Genomic DNA, 18,439 nt, shown 5'->3' on the forward strand with positions numbered 1-18,439 from the left:
ACAGGACGACTACAAAAATGACGATGACCGAGTACGTGTTTACCCCGGATCTGCCCGTGACCTTGCCGGTTGCCGGCAGCCAGCAACGCTTTCCCGTGGGCCGAGTATTTTGCGTCGGCCGCAACTACCCTTGGCCAGACACCCAAGGCCAGTCCCGCCAGCCGCCGGTGTTCTTCATGAAACCGGCGAGCAACGTGGTGGATGCGACGGGCGAAGTGACTTTCCCGCCATTGACCGAAGAGTTTGTCCACGAAATCGAATTGGTCGTGGCCATCGGTGAAGGCGGCGCCAATATTCCGGAGAGTCAGGCGCTGGCCTATGTCTGGGGCTATGCCGTCGGCCTTGACCTGACCCGCCGTGATGTCCAGCGTGCGGCCAAAAGCAATGGCTTGCCGTGGGAAGGTGCCAAGGTGTTTGACGGCGCCGCGCCGATGACCGCCATCGTGCCGGTGACTCGCGCCGGACACCCGGACGGCGAATTGTGGCTGAACGTCAACGGCGAAGAGCGCCAACGCGACAGCCTCGACAGCCAGATCTGGTCAGTCAGTGAAATCATCAGCCGCATCTCGCAATCGGTAGCGCTCCGGGCCGGTGACTTGATCATGACCGGCAGCCCGGCAGGCGTCGATGTGCTGCAACCGGGCGACATCATTAACGCCGGGATCGACGGCATCGGCCAACTGGAAATGCGCGTCGGTCAGCGACCCTTGAACCCGACGTACGCTCTCGTGAATTGAAAAAAGGAGATAACAACATGTCCAGTCCTTTGAAAGTGGCCCTGGTCACCGGCGCCGGCAGCGGAATCGGCCGCGCTGTGGCCCTCGGCCTGATGGCAGACGGATTCACCCTGGCATTGGCCGGACGTCGGCCTGAGCCGTTGCAGGCCTTGGTCGAATTGGCGCTCAGCGAAGGACACCAAGCGTTGGCGGTGCCCACTGATGTGCGCGACCCGGCCAGCGTCGATGCGCTGTTTGCCACCATCACCGAGGTATACGGACGCCTCGACGTGGTGTTCAACAACGCCGGGGTCAATGCCCCTGCCGTGCCGCTCGATGAGCTGACGTTCGAGCAGTGGCGAAACGTGATCGACACCAACCTCAACGGCGTTTTCCTCTGCGCCCGTGGTGCCTTCGCACTGATGCGCCGGCAACAGCCACAGGGCGGACGCATCATCAATAACGGCTCGATCTCGGCGCATACCCCACGCCCCTTCAGCAGCGCCTACACCGCCAGCAAACATGCGGTGCTGGGGCTGACCAAATCCCTGGCCCTGGACGGGCGTGAATTCAACATCGCCTGCAGCCAGATCGACATTGGCAACGCCCTGACCGAAATGTCGGTGCGCATGACCAAAGGCGTGCGCCAGGCCAACGGCACCATCGCCGTGGAGCCGATGGTGGACGTCAAGCATGTGGCCGATGCCGTGCGTTACATCGCCGGCCTGCCGCTGGAGGCGAACGTCCTGAACATGACCGTCATGGCCAGTGCCATGCCGTTTGCCGGTCGCGGTTGAACCGGCCTTTTTATTCCGCTACACGAGGTTTACATGAAGCCAGAAGTCTTGCAGCTCAGCCCGATCCTGATCCCTGAAATCAACGCGCGGCTCGATGAGCTGTTTACCGTCAGACGTTACTTCCAGCAGGCCGACAAGCAGGCTTATTTGCAGGAACACGGCGCGAACATTCGCGGGGTGATCACCGGCGGGCATACCGGGATCAGCCAGGCGCTGATGGCGCAACTACCGAAACTGGAAGTGGTGGCGGTCAACGGCGTGGGTACCGATGCGGTGGATCTGGCTTACGCCCGGGATCGCGGAATCCGCGTAACGGCAACCATCGGAGCGCTGACCGAAGACGTCGCCGACCTGGCCATCGGCTTGTTGATTGCCGTGTGCCGGGGTCTGTGCACCAGTGATCGTTATGTGCGTTCGGGCCAATGGCCCCATAGCCCGACGCCGTTGGCTCCGTTGCCGTTGGCACGTCAGGTAGCGGGCATGCGCATCGGGATCGTCGGCATGGGCCGGGTCGGCCGTGCCGTGGCGACTCGAGCCGCGGCGTTCGGCTGCCCGATCAGCTACACCGATTTGCAACCAATGAGCGACGTGAACCACACCTTCATCGCCGACTTGAACCAGCTGGCACGCAACAGTGATGCACTGATTCTCGCGGCCGCTGCCGACAAGGCTGAAGCCATCATCAATGCCGAGGTGCTGCAGGCACTGGGCAAGGACGGGTATCTGATCAACGTGGCGCGCGGCAAGCTGGTCAACGAGGTCGATCTGGTGACGGCACTGGCCGCTGGAGAGATCGCGGGTGCGGCACTGGATGTGTTTGTCGATGAGCCGAACGTACCCGAAGCACTGTTTGGTAACGAGAACGTGGTGCTGCAGCCCCATCGCGCGAGTGCGACGCTGCAGACTCGCACGCGAATGGGAGAGATGGTGGTGGCGAGCCTGGTGGACAGTTTCGCCGGGAGAATACCGCAGGGGTCTGTGACTGACTGAACGTTGGCCGCCGAGGAGACGTTGCGTCCCCTCGGCGGTTCGGTGCCAGGTAAACAGCCACGTCGACGCCCACTAAAGCAGCACGCTATGGCCTACGGCTAAAGCTCTGTGGTTTGGTGAACGTCGAGAGGACGAGGTGGCGTCCTATCCACCAGGCTAGCTTGCTTATTAGCGGGTTCAGTTTTCCCCGTATGGTCAGGACGGATCTTGAACCAGATGGAGTACATCGCTGGCAGGAACACCAGCGTCATGATGGTTCCGATGAACGTGCCTCCGATCAGCGTGTAGGCCAGCGTCCCCCAGAAGACGGAGTGTGTCAGGGGAATGAACGCCAGGATTGCCGCCAGCGCTGTCAGCAGTACCGGGCGGGCACGTTGGACCGTGGCTTCGACCACCGCGTGAAACGGATCCAGCCCTTCTTGCACGTTGTGATGGATTTGCCCAATCAGAATCAGCGTATTGCGCATCAGAATGCCCGAAAGGGCGATTAGACCGACTAAGGCGTTGATACCAAACGGCTGCTGGAAGATAAGCAGTGTCGGCACCACACCAATCAACCCCAGTGGCGAGGTGAGGAACACCATGATCATCGCCGAGATCGAACGTACCTGCAGAATAATGATCAGCAGCGTCATGGCAATCATGATCGGGAACAGCGGCAACATCGCTTTACCGGCTTTGCCCGACTCCTCGATTGCACCCGCCTGCTCGATCCGGTACCCGTCAGGCAGCTGGTCGATGACCGGCTGCAGCTCCTTCATGATCACGCTCGAGACGTCCGGTGGCTGCAGGCCTTCGGCAATATCACCGCGCACGGTAATGGTCGGCGTGCGGTCACGACGTCGGAGAATCGGATCTTCCATACGAACATCGACCTCTCCCACCTGAGACAGCGGAATCCGCTGACCCGCCGAGCCTACCAGAGTAAAACCTTCTATCCTGGCGGGATCGAGCCGGATATCACCCGCTGCGCGACCGACCACCTGCACCGAACGAATGTCCTCACGAACCGCAGTGATCGGTACTCCGGCCAACAGGAACTGCAGTTGCTGAGCGACTGAGTTTGACGTCAACCCCACCGCCTCCAAGCGATCCTGATCCAGAGCGAAATGCAGCGTCGGCGTCAGTGGCCCCCAGTCAGTGTTGACGGTTCTCATCATCGGGCTCGACTGCATCACGTCCTGTACCTGGCTCGCGATCTCGCGCAATTTTGACGGATCAGGCCCCATCACCCGATAGGCAACAGGGAACGGCGAATATGGACCAAATACAAGCTGAGTCACCCTGACACGCGCTTCTGGGGCAAGTCCCTCAGCAGCGGCCTCGCGGAGACGGAACTTGAGGGCCTCGCGCTCCTCCTGGCTGTCCGTCAGCACCACAATCTTCGCAAACGATGGATCAGGGAGTTCCGGCGCCATCGCCAGATAGAAACGCGGCGCGCCTTGCCCGATATAAGCGGTGACGATTTTTGCCTCACCCTGCTTTTGCAGCCAGGCCTCTATCTTGGCAGTGGTGGCGCTGGTCTGCTCAATGGAGGTTCCATAAGGCATTTGCACTTCAATCAATACCTCTGGACGGTCCGAGGTAGGGAAGAACTGTTTCTTGACCAGGCTCATGCCGAGAATCGCCACGCCAAACATTGCGATAACAGTACCGGCTACCAGCCATTTGCGAGCGATGACACGCGTCAACACCTGGCGGAAGCGGTTGTAATTTCGGGTGTTGTAGATGGCCGCATGACCACCCTCGACCTTCTTGATGTTCGGCAACATCTTCACACCCAGGTACGGGGTAAAAGCTACCGCAACCACCCAGGAGGCAATCAGGGCAATGCCCACGATCCAGAACATGTTGCTGGTGTACTCGCCGGCTGTCGACTGCGCGAAACCGTTGGGCATAAAGCCGATAGCCGTCACCAGCGTACCGGAAAGCATCGGCGCGGCTGTATGACTCCAGGCATACGCGGAAGCTTTGATGCGGTCGTAGCCCTCCTCCATTTTCACCACCATCATTTCGATAGCAATGATGGCGTCGTCCACCAACAGTCCGAGCGCCAGAATCAACGAGCCAAGGGTGATACGGTCAAAGTTCTTTCCAGTGGCCGCCATCACCACAAACACCACGGCCAGCGTCAACGGTACAGCCGCAGCGACCACAACGCCTACACGCCAGCCCATGCTGAGAAAGCAGACAAGCATCACCACAAGCAGCGCGACGAAAAACTTGACCATGAACTCGCCGACGGCCGAACTGATATTTACAGATTGATCGGTGACCTTGGAGAGCGTCATGCCCAACGGCATGCCTTCATTGATCTTGACCGTCTCCGCGTCCAACGCCTTGCCCAGGTCAAGACCGTTCCAACCCTCACGCATCACGATCCCCAGCAACAAGGCCTCTTCACCGTTATTACGCACGAGAAAGGTTGCCGGATCTTCATAACCACGTTCGATCGTCGCCACGTCCGAGAGCTTCAGCGTCCGCCCCTGAACCGCAATGGGTGTGTCACGAATCTTCTGCACCTTGTCGAAGGCGCCATCCAGCCGGAGGAAGATTTGTGGCCCGTCGCTTTCGATCGAACCGGCAGGCGTGAGCACGTTCTGATTATTCAGCGCGGCAAAGATGTCCTGAGGTGATACGCCCAAGGTGGCCAGCCGATCATGGGAAAAGGAAACAAAGATGCGCTCGGGTTGCTCCCCAATAATGTTGACCTTCTTCACGCCCGGCACATGCAGCAGTTGTTGGCGCAACGACTCTGCATCACGTACCAACAGTCGCTGCGGTTCGCCTTTGGCTTTCAGGGCGAACAGTGCAAATGTCACGTCCGAAAACTCGTCGTTGACCATTGGCCCGATGACACCCGCCGGCAGCTTCCTGGCCTCATCGTCGAGCTTTTTACGCGCCTGATAGAACTCCTCATGCACTTGCGCGGGCGGCGTGCTATCGCGCAGTGACACCATGGTGAAGGCGAGGCCAGGACGGGTGTAGGTTTCCGTGCGGTCGTACCATTTCAGTTCTTGCAGGCGCTTTTCAAGTGGCTCTGCTACCTGATCCTGCATCTCCTGCGCCGTGGCGCCCGGCCACGCGGTAATGACCGTCAACTGCTTGACCGTAAACGGAGGATCTTCCGCACGCCCCAGTTGGAAGAACGACAGGATGCCCGCAACGGCGATCAGGAAGATCAGAAACACCGTGATGGAGCGCTCGCGAACGGCGATCGCGGAGAGATTGAAGCGCCCCTCGCTCATGGATGACTCCCTGCGACCTTGACGCCATCCGGTTGAGCCAGCCTCACCTCCTCACCATCGCGCAGCAGATGCGCGCCTAACGCTACAATCTGCTCGCCGACCTTGAGATCGCCTGCGACTCGCGCTGCGTCGTCGCTCAAGCCCAAGATTTGAACAGGTCGCCAGGCCACCTTCGCAGGTGTACCGGCAATGACCCACACGCCAGTGCCTTGGCCTGGGTCATAAACGGCAGCGATCGGCACTTGCAGCCCCTGCCCTTGCGTGGAGCCTTCAGCGATCCGAAGCGTGACGGTCGAGCCTAGCGGTGCATTGGCCAGCGCGCCCTCAAGCACATACCGCGCCTCGAAGGTGCGTGTCATTCGATCGGCCGAGTCAGAAAGCAGCCTCAGCTTCGCTGTAACAGCACCCGTGGTATTGCCATAAAGCGTCGCCTGCGCGGTGGATCCTGCTGCGGGGCGTAGCGTCTCGGGCAGATGCACGATGGCTTCGCGCTGCCCCGCCCGCGCCAGTCGAACCACGGGCTGCCCCGGGCTGACGACTTGCCCGGGCTCGGCGAGCGTCTCCACCACAACGCCGTCGGAATCCGCAAACAGCACCGCATAACCAGAAGCATTGCGGGCCACGTCGGCCTGCGCTTCAGCGGCGCTGAGCTGCGCCTTTGCGGTATCCGCTGCGGCTTTGATCTGGTCGTAAGCCGATGCGGAAATAGCACCTGCGGCGACCAGGTCGCGATATCGCGCCTCGTCATCTGCAGTCTGCTTGGCTCGGGCCCGCGCGGCGATGACCGACTCTTGCTGTGCTCGCGCCTGTAACCCCAGGTCGATTGGGTCGAGACGCATGAGTGGCTGACCACGCTTAACGGTCTGACCGGTGTCAACCAGACGCTCAAGCACCTTGCCTGATACCCGAAAACCCAAGTCGCCCTGGACGCGGGCAGCCACGACGCCAGTGAAAGAACGTGAGGCGTCGGACGACCCCTGAACCGCAGAGGACCTCACCAGAGGGGCATGCGTACGTGGATCTTCAACGGTGGATGAGTCGCCACACGCCGTCAGGACGAGAGGCAACAAGCAAGCGGCAATGGGGACAGGTCGAAGCCGGCGCATAGGTTCCCTTACTTAAAAAATAGGACAGGCGCCTCATTCTCAGTCTAGTGACCATATCTGTCAATGGTCACGAATTATGAAGTACCGAACCCCATGATCTCAGCACTAGTATTGCCGAATACTGCTAGCCAACCTCGAGCTTAGCCCAAAGAGCGTCGATTGACAGAATGTGACCACAACGTAATATGGTCACAAACATCCTCGATTGAAGGTACCTCAATGCCTCCCCTCCGCCCCATTGCTCTCTTGGTGAGTGCCAGCTTGATGACAGGTTGCGCGGTCGGTCCGGACTATCACCGTCCAGACGCCCCACTTTCGGACCATTACTTGGGGCAGTCTTCTGTCGAACAGAGGCCTGGGGCGACGCCGGCCAGTCTTGTCGCCTGGTGGGAAGGCTTTGGTGATCCGCTATTAGCCGACTTCGTCTCCAAGGCACTTGAGCAGAACCTGGACCTGGCGCAGGCGTCGGCGCGAGTCACGCAGGCGCGGGCCGGACTGGGCGCCGCAAATGCCGCTTTACTGCCCTCGGGGAACATCAGCGGACAGGCCGCGCGCTCCTACCAGTCAATCGAGACGCCGCTCGGCCAGGTGTTGAACTCAACGCCTGGCTATGACCGGTACGGAAGTTCCTACGAGACCAACCTCGATGCCAGCTGGGAGGTAGATGTCTTTGGCGGATTGCGCCGCGGACGCGAGGCTGCTTTGGCCGAGTACCAGGCTTCCGAGGCAGGCGTCGCTGCCACACGATTGGCCGTCGCTGCACAGACCGCCGATATCTACATCACTGTCCGCGGACTGCAGACCCGGCTGGACATTGCGAACCGACAAGTCAAAACACAGCAGGAGCTACTAGAGAAAGTCCAATTGCTCTACAGCAAGGGGCTCGCCGCCAACTATCAGGTTCGCCAGGCCGAGGGGGCGCTATCGCAGGTCCAAGCGACAGTGCCGGTCCTGCAGACCGGTCTGGATGCTGCCATGAATGCGCTGGATGTCATGCTCGGCACGCCGCCAGGCACTCACCGCATACAACTGGCAAGTGCGGGGAGCATTCCTGTAGCGCCGCAGTTAAAGACGATGGGAACGCCGGCCGATTTGCTGCGCCGCAGGCCAGACCTCATTGTGGCTGAGCGCCGTCTTGCGGCCTCAAACGCACGCATCGGGGAGGCGATTGCTGAGTACTACCCGAAATTCTCCCTTAGCGCATTGCTGGGCAGCGCCACGGCTGTATCCGCAGGCAATCTTTTCACCAGCGGCGCCAGCCAGTCAGCGGGCGTACTGGGCCTGCACTGGAGACTCTTCGACTTCGGTCGCATAAACGCCCAAATCGACCAAGCCAAGGGACAGGAAGCCGAAACCCTGGCCGCTTACCGTCAGTCCGTGCTGCGCGCCACCGAGGATGTCGAAAACGCGCTCTCCTCACTGGTGAATCGGGAAGCTCAGGCAACCACCCTCACCGGAGGAGAAGCGTCCCTGATACAGGCTCGCCAATCGTCGTTCATTGCCTATGAGAAAGGCACGGCCAGCCTGATCGACGTCCTGCACGCCGACGAGACGATGCTGCAGGCTTCCGATGCTCGGGCACAAGCACGAACCGAATCGGCACGGGCGGCGGTTGCGGCATTCAAGGCGCTCGGTGGTGGCTGGCAACCTCCTGAAGCCCAGCCTGTTGCGACACGATGATTTAACCAGGTGACGTAGCACTTGATGCACGCACCTCCCCTTCCTCTTTCAGCCACTACCCAATCCGAGAACGGGTTCGCTCACCGACTGACGCGGTCAGCAGCCAATTGCTCAATAGAAACCAACCGGAGTACAGCGAAATGAAATCGAACGAGAATTCCTGGGTGCTCATCACCGGAGCATCAAGCGGATTTGGCGAGGAGTTTGCCCGGCAATATGCAGCGCAGGGAAAATCGCTCGTTCTGGTAGCAAGAAGGCTGAGTAAGCTCGAAGCGCTATCGGCGCAGTTGCGCGAACGCTTCGGCGTTGATGTGATCGTCGAACAAGTAGACCTGTCCTCGATCCCGGCGATCATCGAACTGCATGAGCGACTCAGCGAACGCAATATAGTGATCGATGTGCTCATCAACAATGCGGGTCATGGATTGCAGGGGCCTTTCCTGGATCAACCTCTGGATGAGTCCCTGACCATGATTGATTTGGATATCGCCAGCCTGACAGCCCTGACACGCCTTTTCGCGGCCGACATGCGAGCCCGCAAACGTGGGCACATCCTGATGGTCGCCAGCTTGCTGTCCTTCCAGGGCGTGAAGAATTTCGCCGTTTACTCTGCCGCGAAAGCCTATGTTCTTCGCTTCTCTGATGCGCTTCATCGCGAACTGAAAAATGACGGCGTCGTCGTTACCGCTCTTTGCCCAGGAATGTCGGATACCGGATTTGCAGAAAGCGCCAAGCAACGGATCACACCGACCTTAAAAATGGTGATGATGCAGCCTCAACCCGTCGTGCGTGCAGGAATCCGTGCGCTGCAAGCCGGACGCATGAGTGTGGTGCCGGGTTTTGGCAACAAGGCCATTACTGTCTTGACTTGGGCCACGCCTCGTCGGTTTCATCAGAGCCTTATGGCGCAGGTGATGGGAGTCTGAGGGGGCGACAAAGAGGCCTTTTACCTTAGGGGAAAGGCCCGAGATATGTTCTTAAAGGTCGGGAGGCAACGCGTGCTCCCGACAGGACATTTATCGTGTAACAGCACTCAATTAGAAGCGGTAACTCACAGAAGTACCGAGCCCGTTCGCGCTGTTCTTATATTTGGCACTGTATGCGCCTCTGCTCGCAGAGGCGTCGTTGATCTGCACGCTCTCCTCCCACAGGTAGGAATAAGCAACATCGATCGTGACATTGTCCGCCGGAGTCCAGCCAGCACCGAAGCTGATAACCTTCCGGTCACCCGTAGGAATACGTGGTCCACGGTTGGTGTTGTTGGTGGGAGACTGGTCGACCGAGAAGCCTGCGCGAAGTACCCATTGGCTGTTCAATTTGTACGCCGTGCCGATAGCGTGAGCCCACGTATCATGCCAGTTCTGTTCTTCGGTAATAGTGCCCAGCGAGCCGCTCAGCAAAGGGGGTAAACCCGTGTTCTCGATGGTTAACTCTTTGAAGCGACTCCAGCGTGTCCAGGTACTCCCCAAGTAGAGTGTCCAGTCGTTATTAAGCTGATGAGTCACCGAGAAATCCACTGACTCTGGGGTATCCACATCCAGCGAAGCGTCATAACTGCGACCGCTGACCCCCAACACGCTAAAGATGCCGTCGGTGACCTTGGTCTTGGCGTCCAGGTGGTAACTAACCTTGGAATGGTAAGTCATGCCCAAGCGAGTTTGGTCTGTAGCCTGCACCAGGATACCGGCGTTGAAACCGAGGGCCGTGTCGTCGCCCGTGCTTTTGAGTTTTCCGTCATTGCGACCTGGGCTAAGTGGATTGGGCACCATCCCGGACAGCTCACCGGTGATGCGGTTGATGGTCGGACCGAACCCGATCGAAACTTTGTCGTTAAAGGCATAGCTGATGGTGGGCTGGAACGTAAGGGTCGTGACCTCACTTTTGTTGGCGTAGTAACGCCCGGCAAAACCGCTGTCATAGTCAGTCATCAGACCGAAAGGTACATAAAAACCTACACCGAATGCCCACTGCTCATCGATGGGTTTGACGTAGTAACCCATAGGCACTGTGGTGGTTGGCACCATGTCGCCGTCTTCCTGGCCTCCGAATGTACTGCGGGTTTGGCTTATGTCGGTCTTCGCGAATAGAGTCGCCGCGCCCACGCTGACCTGCTCCCTTTTCAATCGAGACATGCCCGCCGGATTACCGAAGACCGTGCTCGCATCTTCAGCGGATGAGGAGCGCCCGGCAAACCCGGAACCCATGCCACTGACGCTTTGCTCATTGAGAGCGAAACCGCTTGCAAACACATTTGAAGATGCGAGCACGACAGCGAGGCCAAATGGGCTCTTGTGCATTATTTTTTTCATTGTTTGAACTCTATGGGATCACTGAGATGAAGCAGTAGAAGCAACGGCTCACCATATTTATTCATGTGACCATTTCAGTCAACGGTCACAATCCAAATAAATGAAATGCCCTTCGACGACTGGAAGAAGGGCAAAGTGAAAAGCCGTTTTGGTGATGTGTCGCTTACACAGGCATGACGTAAAACCGTTAGCCGAAGGTCAAGGCATGAGGCTGCGCAAAATGAGGTTGGAGGTGAGCGTGGGCGCCTCCTCGACATAATCGAGGTTGTACTGCAGGAGTAAAGGATTGACGAAAGGCCGCAAAGCCAGATGTATCGCTTCTACTGTTTCGTCCAGGGGAGTCTTGCGCTCGAATTCGCCGATCTCTCGCCCCTCCCGCACGATTTGCAACACGAAGCGTTTGATCTGTGCGTCATAAGCCTGCGTACTGGGCCAGCTTTCCGACGCCGCAAATGCTGCAATGTCATAGAGTTTTCGGTCGTTAAAGAACAGATTCACGCCTGTGGCGATCACTGTTTTGACCAATTGTCGAAAGCGTTCCGTCGGCGACAGGTCTTCTACATTGATCGCCTGCTCCACAGCCGCGACGATTTCTGCCAGACAATTTGCGCAGATGGCTTCACCGATCGCCTGCTTGGAATCAAAAAATTTGTAGATGTAGGCCTTGGAAAACCCGATGGCCTTAGCCAGGTCGGAAACCGTGGTTTTGCCGTAGCCGTATTGACTGAAGTGTTCGTTGGCCGCCGCGACAATCTGGTCTCGAATGTCGTGATCGGCAGGGCCACGGGGGCTGGGCGAAGATGAAGATATTGATGGCTGATTCATGAGAACAGCTTACTCACCCAATCGCCGACTGACAACTTGTGACCGATAAGATATCTAGTCACGAATCGGCCATTTTGAACGACTTTTCCGAGCGCCCACAAACTTCATCACTTGAGCCGGTCGACAGTGGCCGCCTCGAAGAGTTGCTGCTGCGCGACGCACGACTGATTTATTGGAGAACATTATCTGATAGTCCTTCAGTGGTGAGCGCTGCCGTCGAGACTGGTTCGGGGAACGGAACTGCGAACGAAGGTGTCATTTGTATTAGGCACCGTGGTGTCGCAATCCTGTTGGGATAGAGAGGTGGTTTTCATGAACAATATTATCTACATCGTCGGGGCAGTTGTGATTGTCCTGGTTATTCTGTCGTTTGTCGGTCTTGTATAGCCTTAGCTGCCAGCTGAGAACCGTCCTGATGGCGCCTGCCTGACAGGGTGTATTTATGTTGCTACCCCCTGCCCTCGCAACATCGCAATATCCCGCTTGGGGGGTACGCCAAACAGACGGCTGTATTCTCGGCTGAACTGCGACGGGCTTTCATAGCCGACGTTGTAGGCTGCGCTTGATACTTCCTGATGCTCGTTGAGCATCAATCGCCTCGCCTCGTTCAATCGCAACCACTTCTGGTACTGCAACGGGCTCATCGAGGTGAGCTGGCGGAAGTGGTGATGAAAGGTAGGTGTGCTCATCTGCACTCGCGCCGCAAGTTCTTCGACGCGAAGCGCCGAGGCGTAATTCAACTTCAGCCAGTCGATGGCTTTTGCGATGCGATAACCCTGGCCATCGACCGAGGTAATCTGCCGCAACCTGGCAGCCTGATCACTCTTCAAGAGACGATAGTGAATTTCGCGCTGAATCAGGGGCGCAAGCACGGGGATGGCTTCAGGCTCATCGAGTAGCGCCAGCAAGCGCTCGAACGACGCCAACATGGCAGGCGTTACTGAACCAATCCCGACACCTTTCACCACTGATCGATCACGGGTTGGCGGCAAGTCACCCTGCACTATCAGCTCAGCCAACATGCGCAGATCGAGCTTCAAAGTCAGCCCCAGGCATGGCTGCTCCGGGCTTGCCACCAGCACCTCAGAATTGGCGGGCAAGTCCAATGAGGTGATCAGAAATCGCGACGTGTCATACGGGTAGCCCTCGCCACCTACCCACAACTGTTTCTCACCTTGGGCGACGAGGATGATGCTTGGCTCGACCATGCAGACGACGGGCGGCGACGGATGTTCGCGCCTGAAAAAGCCCAGGCCCGCAATGGGCGTTCCGTAGTCACCTGGTTTCGGGATCTGCTCGCCAATGATCCGCGCGAGCGTTTCTTGTGGCGACAGGTGTTGAGCAGCGGTGTCGTGTTTGATCGTCATGTTCGCCTTGTACCTCTTCGCTGAACTCTAACTCGCCCGCTCGTGACCGTCCTGCAAAAAAACAGAGACTCATAGAATCAGGCAAGTAATCCAGCGCAATGCACTACAGGGAGTCTGGGCAGAGCCGGAAAATGTTCATCCGACAAAGCCATTGAGGACTCTCCCATGCTTGTACAAGCCTATGGTGCTCATGCGGGCGACAAGCCCCTTGAACCGTTGCAAATCATTCGCCGTACACCCGCCGCCCATGACGTTCAGATCGATATCGCCTTTTGCGGCATCTGCCATTCGGACTTGCACCAGGTGCGCGCCGAGTGGGCGGGCACGCAATTTCCCTGCGTACCGGGGCATGAAATTGTGGGTCGCGTATCGGCGGTTGGCGCGCATGTTGTGGATTTCAAAGTCGGCGATCTGGTCGGTGTCGGTTGCATCGTCGACAGCTGCAAACACTGTGAAGACTGTGTCACGGGGCTGGAAAACTATTGCGACGGCATGGTCGGTACCTACAACTTCCCGACCCCGGACGAACCCGGCTGGACGCTCGGCGGCTACTCGCAAAACATCGTAGTGCATGAACGTTATGTTCTGCGTATCCGCCATCCCGAAGAACAACTGGCCGCCGTCGCACCACTGCTGTGTGCGGGCATCACCACCTATTCCCCATTACGTCACTGGAACGCCGGGCCGGGCAAGAAAATCGGCGTGGTCGGCATTGGTGGCCTGGGCCACATGGGCATCAAGCTGGCCCACGCGATGGGCGCCCACGTTGTGGCGTTCACTACATCCGAATCCAAGCGCGAAGCGGCGAAGGAGTTAGGCGCTGACGAAGTGGTGGTATCGCGCAACGCTGAGGAGATGGCCGCGCATGCCAAGAGCTTCGACTTCATCCTCAACACCGTCGCAGCCCCCCACGATCTCGATGCCTTCCTGGTTCTACTCAAGCGCGATGGTGCGCTGACCCTGGTCGGTGCGCCCGCCTCGCCGCATCCATCGCCCAATGTGTTCAACCTGATCATGAAACGACGAACGATTGCCGGCTCGATGATCGGCGGTATCCCCGAGACGCAGGAGATGCTGGATTTCTGCGCCGAGCGCGGCATCGTCGCCGACATCGAGTTGGTCCGGGTCGATCAGATCAACGAATCCTATGAGCGGATGCTCAAGGGCGACGTCAAGTATCGCTTCGTGATCGACAACGCCACATTGGCTGGCTAAGCAAAAAGCGCCAGCGAATAACCACTCATCAAAAGGACTATCCAGTGAAAGGCATTTTGCTTGCCCTAGGGCTGCTTGTTACCTCTTTTTCTTCAACGGGAGCCGATTTGTCGAACGGCGCGGACAACTTCTACAAAAGCGAAAAAGTGACGGTAGAAAAGGTCTCCTTCAAGAATCAATACGGCATGAAGGTGGTGGGCAATCTGTTCATCCTGAAGAACCTCAATCCTCAATCGAAGAATGCCGCGATCATTGTCGGTCATCCAATGGGGGCAGTGAAGGAGCAGAGTGCAAACCTCTACGCCACAAAAATGGCCGAGCAGGGATTTATCACACTGTCGCTGGACTTGTCCTTCTGGGGTGAAAGTGAGGGCACGCCTCGCCAGGCCGTTTCGCCTGATATCTACACCGAAGACTTCAGTGCCGCCGTGGACTTTCTCGGCTCTCGCCCATTGGTCGATCGTGAACGTATCGGCGTCATCGGTATTTGCGGCAGTGGCAGCTTCGCCATCAGTGCGGCCAAGATCGATCCGCGCCTGAAGGCCATCGCCACCGTCAGCATGTACGACATGGGCGCCGCCAATCGTAATGGCCTCAAGCACAGTGTAACGATCGAACAACGCCAGCAAATCATTCGCGAAGCGGCGCAGCAGCGCAACGCCGAATTCTGGGGTGGCGAAGTCCGCTATACCAGCGGCTCACCACTGAAGCTAACCGGCAACGCCGTGGGTGACGAGTTCTACGATTTCTATCGCACACCACGTGGTGAGGTCACCCCTGCCGGCGCATCGGCGCAGACAACCACCATGCCGACGCTGACCAGCAACGTGAAATTCATGAACTTCTATCCGTTCAACGACATCGAGACGATCTCCCCTCGCCCACTGCTGTTCATTGCTGGCGCCCGGGCACACTCACTCGAGTTCAGTGAGGATGCCTACAAACGCGCGGCAGAACCTAAAGAACTGCTCATCATTCCAGATGCCGGCCATGTGGATCTTTACGACCGGGTCAACCTCATTCCATTCGCCAAGTTGACCACGTTCTTCAAAAGCAACCTGAAGTAGCACTGAGCAGTGCCCTGGCCGGGCATCCGTTCTCACGCGCGGCCTCGTTCCCGGGGCCGCGACGCTTCGCGCATTACAGGATTCAATCAATGATCCAACACACGCTCTCAGCCCCGCGAAAACCTGAACAATCGTGGGGTGCCGTATTCGCCATGTCGCTCGCCGCCTTCGTTCTGGTGGCATCGGAGTTCATGCCCGTCAGTCTGCTGACACCGATCGCCGCCGATCTGCATATCACCGAAGGGCAAGCGGGCCAGGGCATTTCAGTCTCTGGGCTGTTTGCGCTGTTCGCCAGCCTCCTGACCGCTTCGGTGGCGGCGCGTGTCGACCGCAAGCCACTGCTGTTGTCCCTGACTCTGCTGATGCTCGTTTCGGGAACCGTGGTCGCGTTCGCGCCGAACTACTGGGTGTTCATGGCCGGCCGCGCGCTGATCGGCGTGGCAATTGGTGGCTTCTGGTCATTGTCGGCGGCAACTGCCATACGCCTGGTGCCTGACGACCAGATCGCTCGCGCCATGGCAGTCGTCAATGGCGGCAACGCTCTGGCGACAGTGATTGCAGCACCTCTGGGCAGTTTTCTCGGAGCCTTCATCGGATGGCGCGGTGCATTTTTGTGCGTCATCCCGGTCGCGGTAATCGCCAGTCTCTGGCTTTGGGCGAGCCTTCCTGCGATGAAGTCGCAAAGCGGTTCAGGCACTGGAAATGTTTTCAGGTTGATGAAAAGCACACCGGTCACGTTAGGCATGGCGGCGGTCAGTGTCTTTTTCATGGGCCAGTTCATGCTATTTACCTACCTGCGCCCGTTCCTTGAAACGGTCACGCACGTCAGTATTTCCATGCTGTCACTGATGTTGCTCGTCCTCGGCCTGGCAGGCCTCGCGGGAACCTTCCTGATTGAAGCATTCTTGAAAAATGGCCTGCATCGCACCCTCATCGTCATCCCGATATTGATGGCGGCGATCGCGCTGGCACTCGTTTCGTACGGCAGCTCTGTGACTACCACCACCGTCTTGTTGGGCCTCTGGGGGCTGGTTGCGACCGCGGCGCCGGTGGGATGGTGGACATGGCTGGCCAGAACATTGCCAGAGGATGCTGAAGCCGGAGGCGGCTTAATGGTGGCGATCATCCAACTGGCCATTGCATCCGGCGCAACCGTTGGCGGGCTGGTATTTGACTCGAATGGCTATAGAGCGACTTTCGAGTTGAGCGCCACGCTGCTAGGCGTGGCGGCAGTTCTTGCCTTCCTGGCGGCACGCGCAGCTTCGCGAGAGCCTGTTGCATCGGAGAGCATCGCTTGAAAAAACACAAGACGCGCCAAGGCGAGTCTTGTGTTCCCAGTGGGGCAATCCGTTGCAGACTGGACGGTAAAATCAGCGTGCGCTGTCGATGATTTGGCCACCGTCAGGCATCAGGCTATACCCCGTCAAAAATTGCCCATCCTTGCTGGCGAGAAACAGCACCGCCGGCGCAATGTCCTCTTCGGGTGATCCATGACGGCCAAGTACGTTAGTGGGTGCAGGCACATCGGCCGCAGTACCCCAAGTGTCTGCGACCGGCATGACATTGCTCACCGTTCCTCAAAGAGCCGTGGACGTTAATTACCGATTCAGGGGCAGATGAATCGCTGCTGGCGCCGTTCCGGGCAAACAAAATGATCACCCTTGAAATAGCTGACAGCTGACTGTTCTATGCACAGGCTCAAGGGACAAGCTTTCTTCTCTCGATAGGGACAGACAAGACAATGCTTGTTCGTGTCTCACCGTACGCGTTGATCTTCGCAATGATATTTTCGATATCGGCCATTGACCTGGCATAGATCCTGATCAGGTAGGAGTCGTTACCCGTGACGTGCAGGCATTCAACGACTTCGGGTATGTCGTTGAGCGTCGCTATCAATTTGGATTTCGCAGGCTTGAGGGTGGTCATGCCGACGACAGCAGATATGCCGAACCCTAGTTTGGTTGGATCTAACTGAGCGCTATATCCCTTGATGACCCCAGAGTCTTCGAGCTTTCGCAACCGATCAGTGGTGGCGGGAATAGAAAGACCTGCGTGCTTGGACAGCTCCGTGATGGAAATGCGACCAAAGTCCTGCACCTTCCCCAAGATTTTGATGTCTATACGATCCATGTAAGCTCCCACAGCAAAAAGTATAATTTTTAATGAAAAGCACCCGGTTTTCATTAAAAAATAATGCACCAAAATAAAGCAGAGTGCTAGTCTATTTGCAGCCCGGTAAAGCCTAACAAGAACCCGGGCAATCAATAGCTCTGAATCCTTAGCATTACGCACTGCATAATAAAATATTCTCCTCCAGGGATGGTGTTCGTATGGAAGATGAAAAAATAAAGTGTGAAAAAAAATCCTATCCATCATTCGCGAATTATATTGGAACGCAAGTCCTAAGTTTTCGTGATTTCAAGATGGATCAGATTTTTATGTATCTGGCTGGAGTCGCACTTTTCTCGGTGGGGGCCAAGCTTTTCATAGTCAGTCAACTGGGGACTGACCCCTTAGATGTCCTGATCATCTCGATAAATAAAATACTCATGCTCGGAATGGGCGTTTGTTCGGGTATCGTTTCTCTATTCTTTCTGCTGTGGTGGATGCTCTGGAACAAGAAATACCCTCCGATAAGCCCATTTATCACAACCACACTTACAGGTCTGTTGATTGACCTCTGGTCCGTGCTGGGGCTTGGAGAGTATTTGATTGTCAGAGTTAATGAATACACGATATTGGCGATGGGTCTGGTGCTGTGTGCTTATTCGTCTGCACTGATTATCATGAGCGGTATTGGTATCAGGATCATGGACCTTGTGGTGCTTACCATGGTGTCCAAATGGGCGTGGTCATTCACAAAAGCCAAAATGATAATTGAAATTGGCATCTTTTCAACCGGATGGCTTCTAGGCGGGCCCTTCGGTGTGGGAACCATTGCATTCTTGTTGGTCATAGGCCCTCTTATACAGCCATTCATGAATATAAACGCCAGGCGTTTTTCGCTTAAGAATTATGGATTGACCAGCGTTTCTTCCGCCTATCAATAACTACTAGAGGATTGCTGCCACTGTGGCGGCGGGATTGTTTCGCCTCGACTATTTCAACCGATGATATTG

16 protein-coding genes are annotated in these 18,439 nt (G+C 57.3%); 9 read left to right on the plus strand and 7 right to left on the minus strand.

Translation table 11 applies throughout. The features are described 5' to 3' along the window. Nucleotides 1-17: 17 nt before the first annotated feature. From AC1D2Q_RS10610 to AC1D2Q_RS10620, 3 genes are read left to right on the plus strand one after another with little or no spacing between them, the layout of a single operon-like run. Nucleotides 18-737: a fumarylacetoacetate hydrolase family protein gene (locus AC1D2Q_RS10610; RefSeq protein WP_477813165.1), complete on the plus strand. Its 720-nt coding sequence runs from the start codon at nt 18-20 to the stop codon at nt 735-737. Between the two features lie 17 nt (nt 738-754). Beyond that, complete coding sequence (locus tag AC1D2Q_RS10615) at nt 755-1,513, plus strand: SDR family oxidoreductase (RefSeq protein WP_477813166.1); 759 nt, start codon at nt 755-757, stop codon at nt 1,511-1,513. Between the two features lie 33 nt (nt 1,514-1,546). Next, on the plus strand, nt 1,547-2,503 hold the full coding sequence (locus tag AC1D2Q_RS10620) for a 2-hydroxyacid dehydrogenase (protein ID WP_477813167.1): 957 nt from the start codon (nt 1,547-1,549) through the stop codon (nt 2,501-2,503). A gap of 98 nt (nt 2,504-2,601) precedes the next feature. On the opposite strand, the gene AC1D2Q_RS10625 is transcribed toward AC1D2Q_RS10620, so the two are convergent. Beyond that, nucleotides 2,602-5,751: an efflux RND transporter permease subunit gene (locus AC1D2Q_RS10625; protein ID WP_477813168.1), complete on the minus strand. Its 3,150-nt coding sequence runs from the start codon at nt 5,749-5,751 to the stop codon at nt 2,602-2,604. Continuing rightward, a complete protein-coding gene (locus AC1D2Q_RS10630) occupies nt 5,748-6,857 on the minus strand; it encodes an efflux RND transporter periplasmic adaptor subunit (protein WP_477813169.1) in 1,110 nt (369 codons plus the stop codon). The genes AC1D2Q_RS10625 and AC1D2Q_RS10630 overlap by 4 nt, the downstream gene beginning before the upstream one ends. 219 nt (nt 6,858-7,076) lie before the next feature. On the opposite strand from AC1D2Q_RS10630, the gene AC1D2Q_RS10635 reads away from it, so the two are divergent. Both AC1D2Q_RS10635 and AC1D2Q_RS10640 read left to right on the plus strand, forming a co-directional pair. Next, nucleotides 7,077-8,537, plus strand: coding sequence for an efflux transporter outer membrane subunit (locus tag AC1D2Q_RS10635; RefSeq protein ID WP_477813170.1), 1,461 nt, complete (start codon nt 7,077-7,079; stop codon nt 8,535-8,537). Between the two features lie 140 nt (nt 8,538-8,677). Continuing rightward, nucleotides 8,678-9,463 (plus strand): SDR family NAD(P)-dependent oxidoreductase, encoded by a 786-nt coding sequence (locus AC1D2Q_RS10640; protein ID WP_477813171.1) that lies wholly within the window; start codon nt 8,678-8,680, stop codon nt 9,461-9,463. 111 nt (nt 9,464-9,574) lie between these two features. Here the strand turns inward: AC1D2Q_RS10640 and AC1D2Q_RS10645 are convergent, their stop codons facing one another. From AC1D2Q_RS10645 to AC1D2Q_RS10655, 3 genes are all read right to left on the minus strand, one after another. Continuing rightward, nucleotides 9,575-10,846: an OmpP1/FadL family transporter gene (locus tag AC1D2Q_RS10645; RefSeq protein WP_477813172.1), complete on the minus strand. Its 1,272-nt coding sequence runs from the start codon at nt 10,844-10,846 to the stop codon at nt 9,575-9,577. A gap of 198 nt (nt 10,847-11,044) precedes the next feature. Beyond that, the gene (locus AC1D2Q_RS10650; RefSeq protein WP_477813173.1) at nt 11,045-11,671 is read right to left on the minus strand and encodes a TetR/AcrR family transcriptional regulator; all 627 of its coding nucleotides are present in this window, start codon (nt 11,669-11,671) and stop codon (nt 11,045-11,047) included. A gap of 440 nt (nt 11,672-12,111) precedes the next feature. Then, nucleotides 12,112-13,038, minus strand: a complete 927-nt coding sequence (locus tag AC1D2Q_RS10655; RefSeq protein WP_477813174.1) for an AraC family transcriptional regulator — start codon at nt 13,036-13,038, stop codon at nt 12,112-12,114. Between the two features lie 165 nt (nt 13,039-13,203). Between AC1D2Q_RS10655 and AC1D2Q_RS10660 the strand changes: the two genes are divergently transcribed. The 3 genes from AC1D2Q_RS10660 to AC1D2Q_RS10670 all read left to right on the plus strand — a co-directional run bounded on the left by AC1D2Q_RS10660 (nt 13,204) and on the right by AC1D2Q_RS10670 (nt 16,618). Beyond that, entirely contained in the window at nt 13,204-14,253 is a 1,050-nt protein-coding gene (locus AC1D2Q_RS10660; RefSeq protein ID WP_477813175.1) for an NAD(P)-dependent alcohol dehydrogenase, read from the plus strand. Nucleotides 14,254-14,297: 44 nt separating this feature from the next. Beyond that, nucleotides 14,298-15,320 carry an alpha/beta hydrolase gene (locus AC1D2Q_RS10665; protein WP_477813176.1) on the plus strand — a complete coding sequence of 341 codons (1,023 nt, stop codon included), beginning with the start codon at nt 14,298-14,300 and terminating at the stop codon, nt 15,318-15,320. Nucleotides 15,321-15,409: 89 nt separating this feature from the next. After that, the gene (locus tag AC1D2Q_RS10670) at nt 15,410-16,618 is read left to right on the plus strand and encodes an MFS transporter (RefSeq protein ID WP_477813177.1); all 1,209 of its coding nucleotides are present in this window, start codon (nt 15,410-15,412) and stop codon (nt 16,616-16,618) included. A 72-nt stretch (nt 16,619-16,690) separates the two neighbouring features. Here AC1D2Q_RS10670 and AC1D2Q_RS10675 read toward each other — a convergent pair whose 3' ends face one another. Together AC1D2Q_RS10675 and AC1D2Q_RS10680 are read right to left on the minus strand one after the other, a co-directional pair. Then, complete coding sequence (locus AC1D2Q_RS10675; protein ID WP_477813178.1) at nt 16,691-16,879, minus strand: short-chain dehydrogenase/reductase; 189 nt, start codon at nt 16,877-16,879, stop codon at nt 16,691-16,693. 139 nt (nt 16,880-17,018) lie between these two features. Next, a complete protein-coding gene (locus AC1D2Q_RS10680; RefSeq protein ID WP_019578517.1) occupies nt 17,019-17,450 on the minus strand; it encodes an Lrp/AsnC family transcriptional regulator in 432 nt (143 codons plus the stop codon). Between the two features lie 200 nt (nt 17,451-17,650). Between AC1D2Q_RS10680 and AC1D2Q_RS10685 the strand changes: the two genes are divergently transcribed. Next, on the plus strand, nt 17,651-18,370 hold the full coding sequence (locus AC1D2Q_RS10685; protein ID WP_428636338.1) for a YczE/YyaS/YitT family protein: 720 nt from the start codon (nt 17,651-17,653) through the stop codon (nt 18,368-18,370). Nucleotides 18,371-18,439: the final 69 nt, after the last annotated feature.

The sequence above is a fragment of the Pseudomonas sp. P1_A1 genome (assembly GCF_056406935.1).

Coding starts and splice junctions, on each gene's coding strand:
- AC1D2Q_RS10610 (WP_477813165.1), top strand. CDS start 18: ATGACGATGACCGAGTACGTGTTTACCCCGGATCTGCCCGTGACCTTG.
- AC1D2Q_RS10615 (WP_477813166.1), top strand. CDS start 755: ATGTCCAGTCCTTTGAAAGTGGCCCTGGTCACCGGCGCCGGCAGCGGA.
- AC1D2Q_RS10620 (WP_477813167.1), top strand. CDS start 1,547: ATGAAGCCAGAAGTCTTGCAGCTCAGCCCGATCCTGATCCCTGAAATC.
- AC1D2Q_RS10625 (WP_477813168.1), bottom strand. CDS start 5,751: ATGAGCGAGGGGCGCTTCAATCTCTCCGCGATCGCCGTTCGCGAGCGC.
- AC1D2Q_RS10630 (WP_477813169.1), bottom strand. CDS start 6,857: ATGCGCCGGCTTCGACCTGTCCCCATTGCCGCTTGCTTGTTGCCTCTC.
- AC1D2Q_RS10635 (WP_477813170.1), top strand. CDS start 7,077: ATGCCTCCCCTCCGCCCCATTGCTCTCTTGGTGAGTGCCAGCTTGATG.
- AC1D2Q_RS10640 (WP_477813171.1), top strand. CDS start 8,678: ATGAAATCGAACGAGAATTCCTGGGTGCTCATCACCGGAGCATCAAGC.
- AC1D2Q_RS10645 (WP_477813172.1), bottom strand. CDS start 10,846: ATGAAAAAAATAATGCACAAGAGCCCATTTGGCCTCGCTGTCGTGCTC.
- AC1D2Q_RS10650 (WP_477813173.1), bottom strand. CDS start 11,671: ATGAATCAGCCATCAATATCTTCATCTTCGCCCAGCCCCCGTGGCCCT.
- AC1D2Q_RS10655 (WP_477813174.1), bottom strand. CDS start 13,038: ATGACGATCAAACACGACACCGCTGCTCAACACCTGTCGCCACAAGAA.
- AC1D2Q_RS10660 (WP_477813175.1), top strand. CDS start 13,204: ATGCTTGTACAAGCCTATGGTGCTCATGCGGGCGACAAGCCCCTTGAA.
- AC1D2Q_RS10670 (WP_477813177.1), top strand. CDS start 15,410: ATGATCCAACACACGCTCTCAGCCCCGCGAAAACCTGAACAATCGTGG.
- AC1D2Q_RS10675 (WP_477813178.1), bottom strand. CDS start 16,879: ATGCCGGTCGCAGACACTTGGGGTACTGCGGCCGATGTGCCTGCACCC.
- AC1D2Q_RS10680 (WP_019578517.1), bottom strand. CDS start 17,450: ATGGATCGTATAGACATCAAAATCTTGGGGAAGGTGCAGGACTTTGGT.
- AC1D2Q_RS10685 (WP_428636338.1), top strand. CDS start 17,651: ATGGAAGATGAAAAAATAAAGTGTGAAAAAAAATCCTATCCATCATTC.